The sequence below is a fragment of the Pseudoalteromonas sp. N1230-9 genome (assembly GCF_032716425.1).
In the GTDB taxonomy this organism is placed as follows: domain Bacteria; phylum Pseudomonadota; class Gammaproteobacteria; order Enterobacterales; family Alteromonadaceae; genus Pseudoalteromonas.
Genome location: NZ_CP090419.1, coordinates 3646139 through 3667411 on the forward strand (window position 1 = coordinate 3646139; position 21273 = coordinate 3667411).

Genomic DNA, 21273 nt, shown 5'->3' on the forward strand with positions numbered 1-21273 from the left:
AAAAGAAGACACATATAGCAAAGTCTAATTAAATATTAACTAATTGATTTTTCGACCGGACAGCCCACTTTTCTACAAATATCTTCATTGCATAAACGGCACACTCTTTGTGCCTTTATTTTTTGGTTAGTAAAGTTACCTAAACACACTTCAAGTAAGGTTATCAGCTGCTGACGGCTTTCATCATCATAATGACTCAAAAGATCAGCGGTCACTTTTTCGCGGGCCGCTAACACTCTACTCACTCGAGAAGCTCCTTGTTCCGTAATCGTAAGTACAACCGAGCGAGCATCTAACTTACTTTTCACACGTTTAACCAGCTTTTCAACTTCAAGCGTGTTAATCAAACGCACAGCACCTGAATGAGTCAGCCCTAGCACTTTACTCAAGACATCAATCGTTTCTTCAGGGTGATTATAAATAGCCACCAAAGCTGCTTCATGATTTAGGCTTCGACCACCCAAATTTAAAATTTCATTCTCTATTCGACTCGAGACCTCTGTAGCAAAGGCGCCAAGTAGGTTTGCGATGTATTTATTTTCGTTCATAACTCAAATTATATGTGATTCGATCATAAAAAAATATAGACATGATAAAATTCCACATTATTATATGACTCAGTCATATAATAATGTTAGAGGAATACAATATGAAATCAGAGACACTCCAATATGCGAAAAAATATTGCAATGTATTAGGCAAACGTATGGCCTATATAGACGAAGGAAGTGGCGATCCGATCGTATTCCTTCATGGCAATCCAACTTCCAGCTATCTTTGGCGAAATGTAATGCCTTATTTATCATCAAAAGGACGTTTAATTGCAATCGACATGATCGGCATGGGAGACTCAGACAAGCTCAGCCAAACAGATGACAGTAGCTACTCTTTATTTGAAAACAGTAAATATACTTTCGCTCTTTTAGAGAAACTTGAGATTAAAAACAATGTAACACTAGTACTACATGACTGGGGGTCAGGAGTTGGCTTTCATTGGGCTAAGCAAAATCCGCATGCCATAAAAGCTATCGCATTCATGGAAGCCATAGTAACGCCATTTCCGTCATGGGAAGATTTTCCTGCTGATTTACATGGCCCTATTGGAGCACTACGTTCTGATGAAGGACTAAAGATGGCATTAGAAGACAACTTTTTTATCGAAACATTGCTTCCAGCTGCGATCTTACGTCCTTTAAGCGATAAAGAGCATGCAGAGTATCGTCGTCCATTTTTAGAAAGTGGGGAGAATCGAAGAGCAACACTTGCAGGGCCTCGCCAGTTACCTATTGCTGGTGAACCGGCGCAAACCGTAGAAATAGTACAAAGTTATGCAAACTTCCTCGCTAGCTCAGAGGATATTCCAAAACTATTTATTAATGCTGAACCTGGCGCTTTTCTCGTTGGCTTTGCAAGAGATTTTGTAAGGACCTGGCCAAATCTAAAAGAAGTCACTGTTAAAGGAAGCCACTTCATTCAAGAAGATTCCCCGCATGAAATAGGCAAAGCGATTGCTGAATGGTTACCTAACTAGATTAAAGTGAAATACGGTCTAATAAAGTAACGGTAGTTTATTGGAAAGCTAATTGGCTCATCTTTTAAAAAAAATCAAGTAACCTCTTAAAATAATTACGATTTTGAGATGATTTCTAGCGGTGTGAGTTTTTACTTTCGCTATAAGCGAATCAAGTTACCATTAAGCAATCGAGTAGAACAGCGGCTTATTTTCATTGCCAGCATGTAATTAACTGTTAACTCTATTGCTGAAATAGAACGTTCATACTTAAATACTAAGTATGAACGTTTATTATTGCTTTTAACATGTGTCGCCCAGCAATATAGTTTCATACTGAATGGGGCTGTAGGGCCCGTGTTTTGGCTTTGAAATTTTAGGCTGTAAAAATAGAGTTTCATACTGGACTTAGGTAACAGCTTATATTCTTGCTCGATTCAAATAATAAAGTTTCATACTAAGCCTGAAATATTTACCACCTTAACGAAACAAAACAGTGAAAAACTAAAACAAATTACTTGTTTCGTAGAACAAACAGCAAGAACTGGTAAAGTTTTACTGCTACAAGTCGCCACCTAGCAGTATGAAACTTTATTGTTCATCCACAACAGTTGATTTTTAACAAAACAATAAGCAAGGCACGCCTTGCTTTTTCCTTACAAATGTCACTGCCGCCTCCTGTATCTAGGCAGTTCTAAGCAACCAAAGTACTAACTAACAACAGACAGATAATAGCTGTCTGTTGTTATCTTATTCGAATTTTCTTTTTTTTCTATGCGTGTAACCGGTTGAAGTGTACACACCTACCTTTGCGGTGCTTAAGGACTTCTCAATCGACTCCCTTAATCCATCCATTAATCTTACTTCCTCACTAATCTTCAAATAATCAGCAATCGTATCGGCAAATTCTTCTATTATTTGCGCTGGTTTGGCAATACCAAATTTATCACCAAAATCAACGAGCTCGGCGTGAGATGGCCACACTCGATTACCATTAATTTTTAATGCAGATTCATCTGCGATATCTGGATAAATTGGAGTGTGTGTGATGTCATATGGGGGGGCAACAGTTACATCGGCCATCATGCCATCGTAAGTTAGCGCGAAGTTTTTTAAGTGAGCGTCGCCATTGCCAATCAACATGCAAAACACAATATATGAGTACATCGTTCTTAGTTCACGCGGGTTACCCCCTGTGTATTTTGCTGTAAAATTCATTACATTTTCATAGCTTGACTGATATTTAGCTTCCTGAGTATTTGCAGAACCCATTAGCACAGTGAAGTCTTCAACCCCAATTTTTCGCTTTAGCTTTATATCAAACCGCTTTACAGCGTAGGTTCTCAAATCCTGACTCAAGTAACAGGCTGGTGGGTTTAGGCCGCACGCCTTTGCTGCTTGCATACACACAAACTCATTCACCGTGAGTAGCGGAAAATCATCGTCGAATGTTTTCACAATGTATTCATCTGTTTGAACTGTAGCTCTTTCCCCTGTGTCATTTGTCGCAGTTGCAGGAATGAGCACCTTGGGCTGCATTCCAGAAGCTACACCATGTAAATAATAACGATCTAGGAGGCTCGCAAAAATACCATCTTTACCTTTATAAGTAAGTACGTCCTCAAGGCCAATCGGCTCCGCTTTAGCTTGGGTAATATTGCTACCGTAGGCCAAGTGTCCTATTGCGTTACTAAATTGAAGCGCCAACATATACATATCATCAAACCTAATATCCTTATTTGCTTTGATAAGCCGTTCGCATAGGTAGGCACGAATTGCACCTTCCGGCAAATTTTGAGTAAAAATTGGGTGCAATGAACCATGATTAAAAACCTTTTTTTCAACAGGCATTGTTAAGCTAATTCTATTAGCTGATGAGTATGTAAATCGATGCTCTGCGGGTTTTTGTAAAACCCCTGCATTTTCACCAAATGACTTAACACCAATTGTCTTAATTTGATTAGGGTAGTGTGCGTTTTTATTTGTCATTACTATCACCCGAATTTTTAAATAACAAATCAACAAGTGAATCTAATTCATCCATACCTGGTAATACTGCTGGTTTTTTCTTTGCTATTGCAGCGCTCGAAGACTGATATGTTGCCCTTTCCTCATTCTCTGGGTAATTCTTATCATCGGGTATATAACTATATTCATCATCGTTTACCCAGCCGCTCGTTCCTTTGATTATGTCAATCTTTAAGTTCAATAATGATAAGTACTTAAGGAAGTACTTTAGACCCCCATCAAAAACACCGTTTTCCATTTGTGAGATTTGTCTACGGCCTATGCCGAGTATTTTACAAACGTCTGCCTGAGTCAGCTCTTGCGCTTTACGCGCCTTTTTTAAGATTTCACCATCATATAGCTTCATACGTTCACCTAACTCACCTGTAATGTTACTACATTATAACAAACCGACCAAGAGTTACTATATAGTAACCTTAAACCCCCAACGATACTATATAGTAACATTAGTGTATTTTGCTCTAATATAATAACAAAATACTTGAGCGTTATTATATAGTAGCAGTGAGGGCAAGGCTAAACGCTGGGGTCTTTTTTAGCGGTATGTCACTAACTTGCTAATGTGGTTAATGCAAAGTGGTTAATCTATGAGGTTGTTTCAACAAGAAAGTCACTTGGTAAGTATTGGTCAATACCTCGAACATTTGGATATTTGATGCCAGTAGATTCAGCAAGCTCTATTGTTATATTGCGTTCAAGCGGAAACTGCTCCTTGACTTGCAGCACATCTTGCCGCCACTCAAGCAAGTAGAACATGGATAGGTCAAGATCGGATAATAAGTGGTGTGTTCGTTTGGATTTATAACCAAAGGCTCTATGTACACGACCATCGGATGGCGCATCATAAACCGTTAACCACAGCTTGTGATCCTGATACTAGCCAGTACCACGCCCCTCTTTAATCCACTTACGATATTGCGCCTCAGTATGGCCAATCTTCCTAGACATAATATACCGCTATAACTGATTGAAATTTCAGCATAGCGTAAATACACAGAAAGCTTCAACTTAAGAGTGGGAAAGCGTCTAGTTATCAGGTTTTTCGTAAATATATAGATACTCTAAATTAAGGTTGATGATCTGGTTATATTTCAAAATTAACCTTTCACCCTTTATTTGGTAGTAGCGTTCACAACCAGAGCCATCATCGTCATCTTTAATATTTCTTCGATATACATCAAACAACACGATTCTATCTAGCTGCCCATCACTATCCAGATAAAAATCATCTAGATATCCATAATACAGATAGGAACTCTCTTTTGTGTCTAATAAACATGATACTTTAATTATTTGAGCTGAAGACTCTGATGACAACTTACCTTTTAATTCGTAGTACCAAGGAGTATCAAATGAAAGTAATGATGATTTATACGGGTTGAATTTAAAGACTATTGCCTGCGCCAACTTACCGCAGAGCCATGATGAAAAATACAAAACTAAGAAATACATCCCAATATGGCCAACATCAGGTTGTAAAGAATCAATATCATTTTGAGCAAGCTTTACACCTATCAGTAGTTTAATACAGATATCGAAATCAATGCTTTTATAAAAAGTATGAATAGAGAATGCAAAAGGAACCTGTATACACAAAGCCCAAAACAAGCTGCTTGCGGAAGACGCTTCAAATGGTTTCTTGTCTAGGGACGTGTTTTCCTTGCGCTCGTAAGCGCTAGTAAAAATGAAACCTGGGAGAATAAGTGCAAGCAAAAAGAAAGCAGGAAAAGCAATGTTCATGCTGTGGTTTCTGACTCTTTCTCATCCTCAGTGGTTCTTTTTTCACTCGTTATTACATAAGATTTGCCATTAGACAGTTTGATGACCCTAGAATCCTCTCCACTTCCAACAAACTTCTGAAGCTCAATTCGGCCTTTAATATCCTTGCGAATCTGTTTCGCTATATTGCCCATAAGTGCTTTCATTTTATACCCTCCAGATAGTAAACGAAGTCTAATGTCTAATAATTGTTCAGTCAATATATTGTACCTAATGGACACAACTCCAACATATAAAAAAACATTAAATCAATGTTTAGTATGAAACCACAGTTAACTAAACTGAGATTTACTTATACTCAGACGCCGAGCCATTAATATCTCACGTATTTCCCTCAGAGAAGCTACATCACCTCGGCTCATTCCAAGGTGATTGATCAATAAAACCTCGTCATTATCGGCCAAAACATCTTGGATTGATTTCTTCTTGTGAAATGACTCAACAAACTCATTAAACATTTCTTCATTAATTGACATATAAGGAATTGGCAAGGATTTAAACTCTAAAGGTGTAAGCTCCAATACCCCCCCTCCATAATATCGCCCTTGGACCTCGGATAGAGCCAGTGTAAGAGAATTATAGAAAGAAAAGATAAGTGAGCGAATATCGTATTCACCCTTCATTTTTATCCTGTAAGACGCATCCGTTACTAAAGCATCTGCATCATTGAAAATTAACTTTGGATAATCATGACATCTTTTAAAGAAAAACCCTTCTGGTACCCAAGCACCAGGAACCTCATACCACTTATCTCGTAATGTGCACTTATAGCGCTGATCAATTTTTCGTTGAGTGCCAATATTGATGTAATTTTGGTGTTTCTTATTGGCTAAATCTGCTTTTGATAAATCTAAAAAGAAAGCAGGCTTCCCGCCCTCAACTAAACTGTTAAATTTTTCCTTTGACAATTTAACGCAACCGTTAACAAAAACGCCTTTTTGGACAATTGGAGTAGAAATCCCTCCCAACTCAAATTCATCAACAACAGATTTAGAAGCAATAAAATAGTCATTAGCCGCAGTTACTATACCGGGAATGGTTTCACAATAAGATAGAATGGGAGGTAGGCACTTCTTAATGTGAGTTATCTTATTGATATGCTTCTCAAGTAATGGATATGCACTCCATTTCAATTTCATAGCTTCAAGAGAACGCTTTCTTTTTAGCCTAAATTTTCTCTTAATCAAACAACTAGAGCTATCTATAGTTGTAAAGTACAAACCTTGTTCTTTGCTGTTTTTGAATAAAAACAAAATAATAGTATCTTGCTCTATATTAGGAAAAACGTTCTTTGAGAAGGTAAAAACCTCAACCCTTTGAAATTCTTTGAGTAGTGCTCGCTGAATCTTTTCACCAAATTTAACTTTCAGCAGTTCAGCGGGAAGGACAAAAGCCATTGCACCATTTTCTTTTAGTCGGCTGATACCATCACACAAAAAAGCGGTCCAAATATTGTGAATTTCACGACCAAACTCTGTATTTTGTGAGTGAATTTTCCTGCAATTTTCTCTTTGCTCTTCCGTTAAGAGTTTTTTCGATATATACGGAGGATTACCGATAATAAAATCGTATCTAACATCATGTTTGAAGCACCATTCAAGGTAATCCGCATTGGTAACCTTATATACACCATGAAATGTATCCAGCAGCGGAGTTACTTTTTCAATAGCACTCTTATCTAAATCGACAGCTTCTACGATTAGCTTTGTATCTACAAAGTTATTACTTAGAGCCTTAAGAAATACACCATCACCACAACTAGGCTCTAAAACTTTCAAGCCTTGGTTCGTACTGTAATATTTGTCTCGCATATACGAAACCATGAAGTTTGCCACACTTTCAGGCGTATAATACGAACCGCTTTTTTTACTCATTTTAGTAAGTTCATTCCACTAGTCATTAAAGCTGCTGCAAAAAGTAAATGCTTAAGCATCAACATTTCATCCTAGTGGTGAAGGTTAATGTATTTTGTAGCTTTTGTCTGCAGCTACATTAAAATTTCTGATTATATACCTCTTATCTGCATGCCCATGCAAAGTATTTCTCATATTCGACCATAAGCTTAACAATAGCTTCAAGTAACTCCTCTCGGCTATTTGAGCCTTTGGGTACCTTATCCAATAATTCCATTAATTTTAGGCGTTGCGTCCTTAATTTTCTTGCCTTCCATAAATATTCATGCCTCATCAAACCTAAATTTAACTCTTTGATGATATATGAACCTAATGTCGTTTTGGACAAAATCATACCTTTAATGTCACGGTAGATATGCTCATCATAATCTTCCTTGCATGGGTCTATGAAACCTCTTTCACCATCATGGGAAGTAAGGTGGTCTCCCATCACCCACTTGTTAGACTTAGCAACATTACAAAACCTGCAGCTATATACTAGGTTTTCATAATCTAACTCTAATGCTGGAAACTTAGATTTGGGAGCAAAGTGATCAATATGGAATGTAGATTTGTCCTGAAATTCATCTGCATCATCACAATATCCACAAGAGAAATTAAAGTCCTTTCTTAATTCATTACGATATTCTTGATACCTACTTTTTGTGCTGACTTTACTTCTTTTTGGTGCTATTTCTCTCACTCTAAACATCAAGTGTATTCCCATCGAGTTTAGATTCAATTTCACTAATTAAGTTGTCAGTAGATTCCATTAATTTATCAAATTTATCAAGCGCAATTCGTTTAACTTCGCTAGGAGTTTTCTGCTCTGCTGACAGATATGACTCTAATATGTCATCAAGTTCAATTAATCGCTCCGTTTCAATACTACTAAGCCCTTGCTTAGACAGTTTATCCCTTAAAGAAAAATGCTCTTGCTGCATCTTATGATACATCCGATTGTATGATTTTACTTGTGCTGCAACCCTCTGGAATAAGTTGGCCTGAGAATGAAGATTCAAACTATCTGCTTTTACATACACTCGGTTGACATCAGATGAATGTGAAACGGCATCATCTTCAAATGAGGTACGCAAAAAACAAGGAAAATTGTGCCTTACAGACTGTATAGCATTCAGCAGTTGATCTCCATTGTAATCAACTATTGCAGCTTCATTTAAAGCAAAATCAGAAATCACGGCATCGACTTTTAGAGTCAATATTTCATCAACCATTTCGGCCAAATTTTGGCGTGGCTCTATGGTAAGCACTTGATCAAATAAATCAGAAAGCTCAGCATCAGCTTGAAAATCAGCAAGCTGATCGGTTTCTTCATCCACATATAAAATACATATTTTATTACTGTCCATAGAACTACTCCGCTATAGGGAAATCAATTCTTAAATGAAACCCCTTTGTATCCGAATTTTTTATAATTACCTTACCTTTGTAATCATCTACGATGGTTTTCATTATCCACATCCCAATCCCAGTCCCGCCATCGTCATCACCTGTGTTCTTAGTGGACTCACCATAAATAAAGATGTCTTCCGGTTTTCTAAATGATTTTGAGATTCCAGGTCCCGAATCATGATATTCGAGAGTTATATAACCTTGCGAAACTCCTTTCACTTCAATTGTAATGTTTCGAGGTCCAATCCAAGGAGCTTTTGGATTGGTAAATATTTCAACAGAGTTAATAATCAGGTTAAAAAACACACTATCCAAGTCTATTTCATGAGCCATAACAGAGAGTTCATCTTTTACTGACTTATTTACTGTTAACTCTGTCTTTTTATCTTTTAAATAATTTTGCCAATGTCCTGCTAAATTATCGAAATAATCATTAAGTTCAATTAGACGACGACGCCTTTTTTTTGCTTTTACTGACGACAGAGCAAAGTCAACCCAGTGAGAAACTTTTGAGTCCTCACGTTGCCATCTTTCAAGCATGTTATACGGATTTAAACTCTGAGACACTTGCCCAAGCTTTTCCTCATCTACGACTTTATTTAATGCCCCAGCCATTCGTAGCGTTCTATTATTCATTCCAGCTTGTATTTGCTTAAGCTCATGTGAGAAAGAAACTAGTACAGTACCTAAAGTTGCCAACCCTCTCAGCAATTGATTGTCATCTCTTAGCTCTTTTTTCTCTGCTTCGTTAATTTCAATAGTCTGAGCCATATCTAATACTTGCTCAGGTGACATACCTTGCCCTCCACTGAATCTAGCCTTAGTCGCGGCAGATTTTCCCTTTTTCTTTTTTTCTTCTTCTGGGTTATCAATTTTATAAGCCTGATCCAAATGATGAAAAATAATACTCCGGTCTCTTTCAAACTCATTAATCAGCGCTTTAAGAATCCCAGTGAACAATGAGAATGCCCCTGGGTTTGCAATGCCTTCTCGGTTCGATTGATCACCTAAAAGAGGGTTTGTATCTTTTGAAATATTAATGGTTCCAGCTATATTTTGAGGAGCTACTTTCCATCCACCGATTCTTGTTACTGCTGCGGGGTTTGACGCAACGCGCTGACCAAGTAACAACCAGTCATAAGCATGAGTTTCAGGTTCCCCATAAGGCCTAACTCTGAAGTTATCTCGGTAAAGCCTTATTCCACCCGAATTACTTAACCACTCAGCTCTACCTTTAGTATCATAGTTTTTGTATGGGAATCGCTTTAGATTTTCTTTTGTGGGCATTTTAAGTTTGAAAAAGTACAAGTTTAACGAAAACGGACCAATCGACATATAGTCAGCTAACACTTCATCATTATCGATCTTTAAAAGCTCACTTAACGCCTTATTATAACTAAAATAACCTTTTTCCAAATCTTCCTTGGAAAACCCATCTTCTTTCATTTGGTCAAGAGTGAATAAAGTTGGTGTTATTTGCGATACATCAAACTCGTGTCTTCCGATCTTAATTAACACATCTCCAGTATGATCAACGGAAGCACTAATAGAGTAATCACATTCATCCGGAATATCTCTTTCAATCCAACAATCAGAGCTATCATCTGTACGTGCATCATACAAATATATGTTAAAGTCTTTTTGTTCCTTTGGTGGAATGAGTGATGACAGCGTTCTCCGCAATATTTTGAAACTCTTATCAGTCCATCTATCACGCATAAAACTAATATTAATTGCCGTCCCTGTTGAAAAGTTGATTGGGGTACTTTCAGCTTTATCACTAGGCTCGTATAGCGGTATTAGTTCTTCTAATTGGTATTTCATAAAAAGCGCTTGAAGATCACAGTCCTTTATTGAATCTAAATCAGCTTCAACGTCTCCTAAAACTTTTCCCCTACCTTCAAAGTCTGACCATTTAGCTTGCCAATGAATAAGCCCCTTCTCTGAATGTGAAAATAAATCACACTTGTTTCCTAGCCGATCTAAAGCAAACCTACCAATTCCCTTTGCACCATTGACAACTCTTCTTTTTGGAGATTTTGAACTAGTTTCTTTATTATCTGTTCCAATCACCATCCAGTTTTTTTTAATGGTGTCACTACACATTCCGTGCCCATTATCTATAATCCACATTTCGACAATTTCTTTCAGGATCTCAACAAGCTTGTATCTTTGTTCCTCATCTAATGCCACTAGAACATAGCTTTCACCACGTTTACTATAATATTTCTTTAAAGCTTCTTGTGTATATTCATTCAGTTGAACAAAATCTTCTTCTTTAATTAGCTCTGGAATATTTTTGTAAACAGGAAGCAGAAGCAAGATGCAACTTGTTGCATCTGCATCATAAGTATTTTTCACTAGTTCAGTGATAGCCCCTTCGACAGAAGACACATTTTCACGCCCTATCAGGCGAGCAGCTCTTGCTGATACTTCAAATGGAATTTTTGCCATAAATATCCTTGATTTGATAATTCCCTAAACTAACAGCCAATAAAATAACTAATTGGTCAAAAAGTACCTTTATTTTCATCAGATTAGACACATTAAGTAACTGAGACTGACACAAAGAATAACCTATAGGGATGCTTTAATGTCCCTCTCAGTATACCACTTATAGCTTATCAATTAGATTACAAATAAATCGCCTGACCCACTTATCAATATCTTCCTCACTCAACCAACCTTCGTTCTTAGACTTTTGGTGCGACACACTCTTGTGATTACCTTCCCCAACCAGCCCATCAAAGTATGTCTTTGGCCAGCTAAATTGGTTACTAAGCAAACCTTGATCTATCTCCGATATAAAGTCTCGCAATTGGCCTTTTAATGCTAATGCTCGAGCTGAAATGACTTTAGTGGCAATGGAAGCTCTGCCATCAGAGGTATCCACCTCTAAAAAGTAATAACCTTCGTTTTGATACTCTATTCTTACAATTGCCATACATCTAGGTGACCTGTCAGCCATTAAATGGCTTCTACTACGACCAACGGCTGGCAATTTGCGAATAATTGCCTTATTTTGTTTAATAGCATGCTCTTTTTCTAATATTTCTAGCATTTTGAAAAAACTATCAAATTTATTGATATATAAGTGGGCGTTGTTAGTTAAGTCACCTAAACCATCGATGGCTGCTCTAGGTGTATCACCTCGAGAGCTTGGGTCATCTGTGCTTACGTCAGGTGGCAAGGTGCTAGATTTGTCTTCGTCTTCTTTACCACCAGGGTTTTTTCTAGGTTTAGCAAAGACTTTACGGGTGCGAGGGACTCGGTTGTATATGCGCTGTGTCACATCACAGAATATCAACGCGGACTCGTTATCTTCGCTACCATCACTTTCTTCGCTTATTTCCCGCTGTGTAGGTAACTGTGGGTAGGTACCGCTTTTCCCTTTACCCGAGCCTGACTTGTTTTCAGTTGAGCTTGGGTGTGAATAGCCTATATCCGAAATATCAGGGAAGAACAAACCATCCAATAATTCTATGCGATTGATAAACCATGTGCTTTCATCGGGTGACTTCCAACCTCTTGCAGTTACTTTTACGCTCTCAAGCTGAGGGGGATCGAATCGAAAAGTCCACCGCTGTAAATTAGGTGCTGAAATTAGCTCTTGAGCAAAGTGCTGATAAATACTGTTAAACGAGTTTTTAATATCACTATTTAACAGTATCCAAGCTATTTGATGTTTGAACCCTTCATTATCAAACAATACTTTTGGACATAATGTTGTTGGTAATGCGTTGATTACTAAATCAAGAGGGAAATCTTTATCATCGTTAATGGGCTTGCTGTCAACGTAAAATTCATAGTCGAGTGCATTATTAACTAATGCAGCATTTGCAAGGTAGTTGTTCGTAAAGAATAAAGCTCTGGCCAATTCAAGCTGAGGTAGGTATATCGTTCTGCCCGCACTTTCAAATACAAAGCACTTTTGAAATTGCTCATCACTAGCTTTAAATTTAACTAAACCACAGTCTTTTATCGTAGTTGTTTGCCAAAATGCACGATCAGGTAAGCTAAATTCAATTGGAAAGCCCAGAGGTATTGCGGCAGCCGTTTGGTTTAGTACGACTTGTCGACTTAAATAGGGGAGTTGACTAAACTTAAGTGATTTGCGAGTGGAGTTTTCAATCCGAACACCTATATCCCAAGTTTTGCGGTTATTGTATTTAAAAAGATTGCCCAACGCCTGTATTCTGGCGTTGTCTGGTAGCGTTTTAAATCGATCAACTTGGTACATACTTTACTGCAAATCCTAGCAATTGCGACGCGAGTGGTCGGGTCCTTTTCTCGTTTAGCCCTGCCATGCGTTCAATTCGCCAAGTTCTGAGTATTTGATGTTTTGTAATACAACGAATACATGCCACAGCGATACGACGGCATTGGTATTCCTCTATAGTTTCACAATATTTATTAAAAAACAATTTACATAAAGGTAACTTTTCTAAGTTCTTGATCTGAGACAAAGGGATATTTGCATGAATACAAAACCACGATCTAGTATTACGTCCAACATTTAGCTGCATTTCAAGCTTATTCCTGAGAAATATTAATCGCCTAGCATATCGTTTATCCCTTATTGGCCAATCAGCTTTATTAGTTTTAATAACTGTTAGCTTTGCTGAGTTTTGGTTAAATTGCATTAGCCAAGTATTGTCGTGCCGATATAACCACGTATATAAACCCGCAAAGCCTTTGGTTCTGGCTCCTTGAACGCCAAACTTAGCCACAACACGTTGCCACTTTCTGCGACGAGTTTGGTCAACAACCACAGGCTCAGTACTTATAGGTATATCTTCGTAAGGAGTATGTGGTAATGCTGAAGCAGTACTGAGTATATTTGCTATATCCAACTTCTGCTCATAACACGCTTGCCATATCAATAGGTGCTGAAGGTAGCTAAATGATTTTCGGTGTTTTCTAAACAAACACGTTAACCAATTAGTATCTTCCTTGCTTACAGCGATCCCAAAGCTGCTTAGGGTATGACTGCCCCAATATCCTAACACCAAGTTTGCAATCAACTCATGTAATACGTGTTTACCCCGAACAAACCCTAGCTGATACGCCAAATCTTGATAAAAATAGCTCCATTGCGCTGGATGTATAAGGCGTTCAGCCAAGTTAAGTAACTGCTGAGCATACGCCGTTATCATCGAGATTTTACTGTTTGTTAAATTTGGAGTTGAATGTAAAAGTACATTTGGGCTTAGTGCAGTAAACTGATGCCTATGCGCTTCGCTGATCAAAATAGGGCTGTTTATCAACTGCGCGCCATGCTCTGCACATACTGATAAGCCAGGCAGCTGCCAGCGCCGTGTCCAAAAGGGTTCTCCATATTGCTCAACTTGCGCTGTAACACAGAAAGGGCAGTAACGCAGATAGTGAGGGCTTTTAACTTTGGATGCTGCTTTACCTAGCTGTACTTCTGCCGAGTGTCTGCAATCAGTGAGTAGCTCATGTTTAGCTTGAGCTGCAATGTTGGGGTGCACAAAAGATGAGTACAACGAGAAAAGCGTATGCCCCTGTAACAGCTTGTATGGTGTTAAATCTGCATTACCTTGATAATGAGCGGAGATCTGCGATAAATGCCCTTGAAAGGCCACAGAAGCGATTATCTTACGATTTTGGAATACCTCATCAAGCAGTTGCTTAGGTGAGGTTATACCTGCATACACGCCATACCTTGCGATTACGCTATACAGCAGCTCATCTGGGTAAGGTACGGGTAAACAGGCCATGCTACACGCTTTGTTTTAGCCAAACGGTCATATCAAAAATCTTTCCTTGTTGTTTGTAGTATTGGTAAAGCTCATTCGATTGCTTTTTATGTTGAGAATAGCCAAAACGTAAATCGTCACTAGGCAATGTATGCCAGTCCTTGAGCTTGATGAGTACCGGCTTTTCTTTTGGCCCCTCCACTTCGTTTGGCATTTGCTCATACCATTCAAGAACGAGTGGAATAAGCCCTCTTACCTGTAGGTTTGGATAATCTTTAATGGCTTTTTGCACTAATGCTACCAATAACTCTGATTCACACCCCATGCCTAGCAAAAGGTTATAAAGCCTCATGGCTTCTGAGTCGCTCGCAAAAGGGAGTGTGTCTGACTTAGCAGCAGCAACTTCGGAGATCTGCTGGCTGAGCTCCAACAACCGCTTATCAATCTCTTTGTATTGTAAGTCTGAATATTTGGCGATGCTGTTAGCTTTACCCGATTTAAGAGCTTCAATCATGGGATGGATCGGCTGTAATTCAGACTCAAATACCTTTATGAATAGTTTTGAAGATAGCCGTTCAACGCCAGTAATAATGGCGCGTAGTTGTGCAAGCACAAATAGCTTAACCACAATATCTAACACACCTTGAGACAGCTCGAACCAAGTATTGCGGATCTCTTCGGTGAGTGGTTCATCGCGGTGAATAAGCCACTGGAACTGCCAAAGCTTGTCGGTCAACAATCGCCACTCTGTGGGCTTTGGCTTACCCGTTACTTTATCTATTCTATTTTTGTGTTGTAGCAGGGGCTCCCATACCATAGAGCTGATGCCTGTACTGCGCCTTGCTGATTGTAATTCAAGCTCAAATATCGGCCTTGCTTTGGGAGTACCAACTAGAATCACCGGCACACCAATAATATTCACCAAAGCCACAAAGAACTCTAGCATGCGCTCTTGCCCTTCTTTTTGTTTGCGGCCTAAACGCTGTATTTCATCAATCACTAATACACCAATGGCATATTGGTTGGCGACTTGTCCCATGAATGAAAGTAGTACCTCAGTACTATGACGTTTGCGCCCATACCTTTCAGTGAGATCGGTGTGCAGATGTTTATCAACCTCCTGAAAGAAATTTAAGCAGAGGCTTTTTAATGACCCATCCACTGGGTACTCGATACGTAAATAAGTGAGCTGGTAAGTATTATATTTTTCGTGATAAATAGCCTGTGGATAGGTGGCCAATATTCGCAGCACACTGGAGCTTTTACCGCATCCAGAGCAACCGATAAGTGATAAGCAACGTGCAGTAGAGGGCGCTTCGGCAAAGCGAAAACTACTGATGTCACCCGACATCAAGCGTTCGTAGCCGTTTTGTAAATGTTGCTGTAGCTGACCAGTTGCAATGTTTCTGGCAACATAGCCGCCGCGGATCATCAGCGCTATTTTTTCCTCAAGAGCCACATGTATCGACAAAGGTTGAAAGAAGTCATCAAGCAAACCACATAACTCATGAGCACGTTCTCTGGCGTCAAAATAACCTGCTGCGGGGTTGTATTTTACTTTGCCCTCCAGCTTAGTTTTCAGCTCTTCTACTTTACTCACCCTGGGCAGCGCTTCAATAAACGGGTTGTCTTTATAACGCTCGATCTCAGATTCCTGATACACCGCACGGAAGATGTTAGAGGGTAAGCTCATACGTCGTCATCCTCCTTAAACAATTGATCTGAAAAGTCAGGAAAGTCCAAATCGTCATCGGGCTCAGAAAGATAATGCACTTGGGCTGATTTACTGGTGTCGATCTCCACAGGTTTATAGGCGCGTTCTTTACGCTCTTTCCCTTTTTCTTTTGCTCGGTTGTCACGAATATTGCGAATACGTTCTGCATCCGGCAAACCAATGTGTTTTGGCGCGGCCTTTTCTGCTTGCTTTACCACCTCTATCACTTGTCGCTCCAAGGCTCGCTTTTGCTCATCAGCAACCAATTTTGCATCAGCATGCGTCTGTTTTAACTCTTCATTTTGCTGCCACACATCCCAAAAGCTTGCGCCTGAAAACTGTCGTGAACGTGTTGCCAACTGACACACAAAGTAGTCATTACTGTTAGGGCCATGATAAATATAGATATGATCTGCTGTTGCTAAGTCATATGCAACTTCCACACTTTTAGGGCGCTTCACTTCCTTACCTCGGTGCATCCAACCTAATTTTAAAAGCTCTGCGCTGGTGTAATACACACCAAATATACAGACCCCAGATTCAGATATAGTTGCCCGAGTTCTTGGCATCAATGCCACACGAAGATGCTCAGCTGCTGGCTTTTTCAATCGACCGGTACGATGCTGCAAGCCCCAATTCCATATTGCTAGTGGGTTATTTGGTAAATCCGTTGGCATATCAGCGGCTTTATCGTAGTCTTCAATTACGTGATATTGGTTGTGATAAAGTACTGAAGCTAAGATGATTCGAGTAAACTCTTGGATCGTAAGCTTGGCATCTAAGCGGTAATCTCTATCGCCTTGTTTTTTAATTTTGGTACCAGTGACCACACCAGCTGCAAACGGTTTGAATGCTTGTTGAAAGGTGAGAAACGCTCGTTCGACAACCCCTTTGGCCTCGCTTCTAAATGGTGGCGTATTTTCAACGCGCACACCAAAGCCCTTTTCAAGACATTCAATTTGATGGCCCATCAGCTCGCCTCTATCGGCTAACAGTGCTGAAGGCAAGCCAATACACGGCCATTGCTGTGGGGTTATATCAAAACCAAATTGTCGGCAGTAGTCTGATTTATCCGTCGTGGCCATATGTATTGCCTGAATGGCAGCAGCATATGAAGGGTTTTCAAAACCAACATAAAACCCAGCCACCATACGGCTAAATACGTCAATAACCATGTAAATCACTGGGCGACCGACGATGTTGCTTCTTTGAGAGTCAGACACTAAATAGATGTCTGCAATTGTGGCGTCAATTTCATATCTCATACCTGGGCCCAAGACATCTGCGGCGGCGGTACCAGTTAGTGGCCGAATATCTTTCTTTCGCTTTATTTCACCTGCCTGCGCTTCAATTTTGTCTACTTGGCGATATTCGCGTTTGTAGAAATGCTCCATTTGCCAATAGGTAGGTAACTCTTCTTCAGGTAGATCTGGAAAGTACTGACTATAGATATCTTTTAAACGATTATGTGCATAGCGAAAAGTTTTACCTTTGTCGGTTAATAGGTGTCTCTCAATCGCTATGCGGAAAAGCTTCTCCGCAAAATCATCAATTAAAGCGCCAGTACCTGGCATGTATTTGCGCGGCCGCCCTAACTTTGTTGTAGCTCGACGCTTTTGGCCCTTGGCACCTGAGTTTTTATAATCGGGTAATAATGCATTGGGGATCTGGCCGCGCTGCCAGTATCTACGGGCAAAACGATAAATAGACTGTTTGGTTTTACCTGTCTCAGTCATTATTTGATTAACAACTTTGCCACGCGCTTTCGGTTCATAGCAGTTATCAAGCTCTACCAATGGCTTAATTGCAGTATAGTTTTCATCACGTTTTAACTGAGCGGTAGAGCCTGTTTCTGGAATAACAGTAGCAATGTCGCTATATGGGTCGGCTGCACGTTTTAGCACTTCATCTTGAAAGCCCTGTTCTAACTCAGCTATTTCAACAAGCTCAGGAAAGGCTTTGTCATCGTGCACTTTTATCCAAAGCACGTAGTAATCAAATACCATTAAAATGCGATACAAGGTTTGTTCGTATTGCAATACTTCATTGATTTGAAACACGAAATACCTCCTGAATTTGCTCAACGTTACCTAGTTTAAGATGACCAACTTGTAGCTTTTGGACTGGCGTAAAAATATCAAAGGTAAAGTAACGGTCAGCCAGCAACGCTCTTATCTCAAACAACGACTCTCCTAAGTCTAGCCCATAGGCGGTATCTATCTCTTTGCAGGCATTTATAATGCTTTTAGCTGGGTGTTTTGTAAAGTAATCAGCATAGAATCTAGCTTGCTCAATGGCGGAGTCTGAAGCTTCTTCATGCTCACCTTGCAATGGATAAATCCATTCAATATTCGCTTTAACGACTTTTGGGATCTCTTGCTCTGTGACTATTTGCCAAGGGATCTGCTTTTCATGCCAAAAGCGTTTCTCGAGCTCAAGTATTTCTATCTTGCGCTGTTCTTCAAAAGTGCTGACATATTTGGCCTGTAGCGCAAAATAGGGGAGATCTCGAGAGGTTGTTTCAACAAGAAAGTCACTTGATAAGTATTGGTCAACACCTCGAACATTGGGGTGTTTGATACCTGCGGATTCGGCTAACTCTTGTGTTATCTCACGTTCAAGCGGAAACTGCTCTTTGACTTGCAGCACATCCTGTCGCCACTCAAGCAAGTAGAACATGGATAGTTCAAGATCGGATAATAAATGATGGGTTCGTTTGGATTTATAACCAAAGACTCGATGTACACGGCCATCAGATGGCGCATCATAAACCGTTAACCACGGCTTATAATCTTGATACTCGCCAGTACCGCGCCCTTCTTTAATCCACTTACTATATTGCGCCTCAGTATGGCCAACCTTCCTAGACATAATATACCGCTATAACTGATTGAAATTTCAGCATAGCTAGAGTGAAAGTGTGATGCAAATTTATTACTTTGTTATTTTTTGCTTGAAAATTAGCCAAGTAATCACCACAACAGACCTAAGGCGGCTCATTCGAGATGCTGCTTTATTTTTTATAGAAGGATATTTAAATGAGCATAAGTGATCATGACTATGTAAACTTTTCTGAGGATTATGAACTTAATCACCACCTCAGAAAAGTTGACAAGCGACAGACAGAATCAAACCGAGAGACCTTAAAGGTGATGGGCAAAGAACTAAAAGCAAGTACAGGAAAAGCCAGATTACAACACGGTGAATTCCACACATACGTTTCAAAACAAAAAGCTCGCCTCGAGTAATTAAGAAACCAAACAGAAAGCCGACTTGCATCGGCTTTTTTAGCTCACTCTAGTATGAAACTTTATTACTTAGGGTGATACTTTAATACTTGGGATGAAACTATATTCCTAAGTCACAACATGAACGTTAAAATCTACAGGCTTTATTCAACAGTTACACTTTTAGCTAAATTTCGAGGTTGATCAACGTCGGTGCCTTTAATAACCGCAACGTAGTATGAAAGTAGCTGTAATGGGATTGTATATACAACTGGGGCAATCACGTCATCTACATGGTTTACGTTAATTACACGCATTGTTTCATCAGATTCAAACGCTGAGTCTTTATCTGCGAATACATAAATAATACCGCCGCGGGCACGTACTTCTTCTACGTTTGATTTAAGCTTTTCTAGTAGTTCGTTGTTTGGCGCTACAACAATGATTGGCATGTCAGCATCAATCAACGCTAAAGGACCATGTTTAAGCTCACCCGCCGCGTATGCTTCAGCGTGAATGTATGAAATTTCTTTCAGCTTAAGTGCACCTTCCATCGCGATTGGGTATTGTGAGCCACGACCTAAGAAGAGTGAGTGGTGTTTATCAGCGAACTCTTCAGCTAAATCTTCAATACCTTCTGCAAGCTGTAATGCTTCTTCTAACTTGTTAGGCAGTGTTTTAATTGCATTGACAATCGCACTTTGATCTAAGCCTTTTTCTTGAGCAATAGACGCCGTTAGCATTAATAAGCCAACAAGTTGTGTGGTGAACGCTTTAGTAGATGCAACACCAATTTCAGCACCTGCTTTAGTCATAAAGGCTAAGTCAGATTCACGCACCAGTGACGAACCTGGTACGTTACAAATGGTCATTGACGCCATATAACCTTGCTGTTTTGCAAGACGAAGTGCAGCAAGTGTATCGGCTGTTTCACCAGACTGCGAAATGGTCACAAGTAAGCTGTTTTCATGTACAAATGATTCACGGTAACGAAACTCAGAGGCAATCTCTACGTTACAGCTCACGCCTGCAAACTGCTCAAGCCAGTAACGCGCAACCATACCCGAGTGATATGAAGTACCACAGGCAATAATTTGTACGTGCTTTACGTCTTTAAAGATTTGCTGAGCACTGTCACCAAAGGCATCAATTGCCACAGTATCATTGTGAAGGCGGCCATCAAGTGTGTTACGTACAGCAAGGGGCTGTTCGTAAATTTCTTTCAGCATGTAGTGACGATATTCGCCTTTACCTGATGCATCTTGCGTGATGTTTGATTCAATCACTTCGCGCTCGACTGCCTCGCCGTTTGCATCAAATATTTCCACACTGTCACGGGTAATACGAGCAACATCACCTTCTTCAAGGTAAATAAAGCTACGAGTAACAGGTAATAGAGCAAGTTGGTCAGATGCAATAAAGTTTTCGCCAAGACCTAAACCAATAACCAATGGGCTACCTGAGCGCGCTACAATGATTTCGTTGTCGTTCGCTTTATCAAAAACAACGGTACCAAATGCGCCTTCAAACTGCTTAACAGCCGCTTGTACTGCTGCCAATAAAGAAGTGTGTTGCTGACGAAGTTGGTGGATAAGGTGCACCATTACTTCAGTGTCAGTTTCTGATAAAAACTCATAACCATCACCTTTTAGCGCATCACGCAGGCTAGCATGGTTTTCGATAATACCGTTATGAACGAGTGCAATTTCGCTATTCGAAATATGCGGATGTGCATTCGCTTCAGTTACACCGCCATGTGTTGCCCATCGCGTATGTGCGATACCTGTCGTGCCTTTAACATTTGCCGCATTAAGGGCTGATTCTAAATTAGCAACTTTACCCACTGCTTTTACTGTATTTAATACATTGCCTTCAACGAGGGCTACACCTGCTGAGTCATAGCCACGGTATTCAAGACGCTTTAAGCCTTCTACAAGAATTTTATTTACTGGGCGTTCTGCAACAGCCCCTACGATTCCACACATAATCT

18 protein-coding genes are annotated in these 21273 nt (G+C 39.7%); 2 read left to right on the forward strand and 16 right to left on the reverse strand.

The annotated features are described in order from the left end of the window. Positions 1-35: 35 nt before the first annotated feature. Positions 36-548, reverse strand: coding sequence for a MarR family winged helix-turn-helix transcriptional regulator (locus LY624_RS17075; RefSeq protein WP_341803570.1), 513 nt, complete (start codon positions 546-548; stop codon positions 36-38). Positions 549-649: 101 nt separating this feature from the next. On the opposite strand from LY624_RS17075, the gene LY624_RS17080 reads away from it, so the two are divergent. Further along, positions 650-1531 (forward strand): haloalkane dehalogenase, encoded by an 882-nt coding sequence (locus tag LY624_RS17080; protein ID WP_130150873.1) that lies wholly within the window; start codon positions 650-652, stop codon positions 1529-1531. A gap of 729 nt (positions 1532-2260) precedes the next feature. On the opposite strand, the gene LY624_RS17085 is transcribed toward LY624_RS17080, so the two are convergent. The 14 genes from LY624_RS17085 to LY624_RS17150 form a co-directional block, all read right to left on the reverse strand. Then, on the reverse strand, positions 2261-3499 hold the full coding sequence (locus LY624_RS17085; protein WP_341803571.1) for a type II toxin-antitoxin system HipA family toxin: 1239 nt from the start codon (positions 3497-3499) through the stop codon (positions 2261-2263). Then, the gene (locus LY624_RS17090; RefSeq protein WP_341803572.1) at positions 3489-3884 is read right to left on the reverse strand and encodes a helix-turn-helix transcriptional regulator; all 396 of its coding nucleotides are present in this window, start codon (positions 3882-3884) and stop codon (positions 3489-3491) included. The genes LY624_RS17085 and LY624_RS17090 overlap by 11 nt, the downstream gene beginning before the upstream one ends. 239 nt (positions 3885-4123) lie before the next feature. Then, on the reverse strand, positions 4124-4264 hold the full coding sequence (locus LY624_RS17095) for a hypothetical protein (protein ID WP_341803573.1): 141 nt from the start codon (positions 4262-4264) through the stop codon (positions 4124-4126). Positions 4265-4564: 300 nt separating this feature from the next. Next, positions 4565-5278, reverse strand: a complete 714-nt coding sequence (locus LY624_RS17100) for a hypothetical protein (RefSeq protein WP_341803574.1) — start codon at positions 5276-5278, stop codon at positions 4565-4567. Continuing rightward, complete coding sequence (locus LY624_RS17105) at positions 5275-5517, reverse strand: hypothetical protein (protein WP_341803575.1); 243 nt, start codon at positions 5515-5517, stop codon at positions 5275-5277. The genes LY624_RS17100 and LY624_RS17105 overlap by 4 nt, the downstream gene beginning before the upstream one ends. Positions 5518-5589: 72 nt before the next feature. After that, a complete protein-coding gene (locus LY624_RS17110) occupies positions 5590-7191 on the reverse strand; it encodes an N-6 DNA methylase (RefSeq protein WP_341803576.1) in 1602 nt (533 codons plus the stop codon). A gap of 142 nt (positions 7192-7333) precedes the next feature. Further along, on the reverse strand, positions 7334-7921 hold the full coding sequence (locus tag LY624_RS17115) for an HNH endonuclease (RefSeq protein WP_341803577.1): 588 nt from the start codon (positions 7919-7921) through the stop codon (positions 7334-7336). Further along, positions 7914-8579, reverse strand: coding sequence for a hypothetical protein (locus tag LY624_RS17120; RefSeq protein WP_341803578.1), 666 nt, complete (start codon positions 8577-8579; stop codon positions 7914-7916). The genes LY624_RS17115 and LY624_RS17120 overlap by 8 nt, the downstream gene beginning before the upstream one ends. A 4-nt stretch (positions 8580-8583) precedes the next feature. Next, positions 8584-11076 carry a sensor histidine kinase gene (locus LY624_RS17125; protein WP_341803579.1) on the reverse strand — a complete coding sequence of 831 codons (2493 nt, stop codon included), beginning with the start codon at positions 11074-11076 and terminating at the stop codon, positions 8584-8586. Between the two features lie 160 nt (positions 11077-11236). After that, positions 11237-12862, reverse strand: coding sequence for a Tn7-like element transposition protein TnsE (locus LY624_RS17130; protein ID WP_341803580.1), 1626 nt, complete (start codon positions 12860-12862; stop codon positions 11237-11239). Then, positions 12849-14363: a TnsD family Tn7-like transposition protein gene (locus LY624_RS17135; RefSeq protein ID WP_341803581.1), complete on the reverse strand. Its 1515-nt coding sequence runs from the start codon at positions 14361-14363 to the stop codon at positions 12849-12851. Before LY624_RS17135 ends, LY624_RS17130 begins: the two co-directional genes overlap by 14 nt. A gap of 1 nt (position 14364) precedes the next feature. Beyond that, the gene (locus LY624_RS17140) at positions 14365-16035 is read right to left on the reverse strand and encodes an AAA family ATPase (protein ID WP_341803582.1); all 1671 of its coding nucleotides are present in this window, start codon (positions 16033-16035) and stop codon (positions 14365-14367) included. Beyond that, positions 16032-18116 carry a Mu transposase C-terminal domain-containing protein gene (locus LY624_RS17145; RefSeq protein WP_341803583.1) on the reverse strand — a complete coding sequence of 695 codons (2085 nt, stop codon included), beginning with the start codon at positions 18114-18116 and terminating at the stop codon, positions 16032-16034. The genes LY624_RS17140 and LY624_RS17145 overlap by 4 nt, the downstream gene beginning before the upstream one ends. Next, positions 18100-18927: a TnsA endonuclease C-terminal domain-containing protein gene (locus LY624_RS17150; protein ID WP_341803584.1), complete on the reverse strand. Its 828-nt coding sequence runs from the start codon at positions 18925-18927 to the stop codon at positions 18100-18102. Before LY624_RS17150 ends, LY624_RS17145 begins: the two co-directional genes overlap by 17 nt. Positions 18928-19094: 167 nt before the next feature. Between LY624_RS17150 and LY624_RS17155 the strand changes: the two genes are divergently transcribed. Next, positions 19095-19304, forward strand: coding sequence for a hypothetical protein (locus tag LY624_RS17155; RefSeq protein WP_341803585.1), 210 nt, complete (start codon positions 19095-19097; stop codon positions 19302-19304). 143 nt (positions 19305-19447) lie between these two features. On the opposite strand, the gene glmS is transcribed toward LY624_RS17155, so the two are convergent. Continuing rightward, the gene (gene glmS, locus LY624_RS17160) at positions 19448-21268 is read right to left on the reverse strand and encodes a glutamine--fructose-6-phosphate transaminase (isomerizing) (protein WP_341803586.1); all 1821 of its coding nucleotides are present in this window, start codon (positions 21266-21268) and stop codon (positions 19448-19450) included. Positions 21269-21273 lie beyond the last annotated feature (5 nt).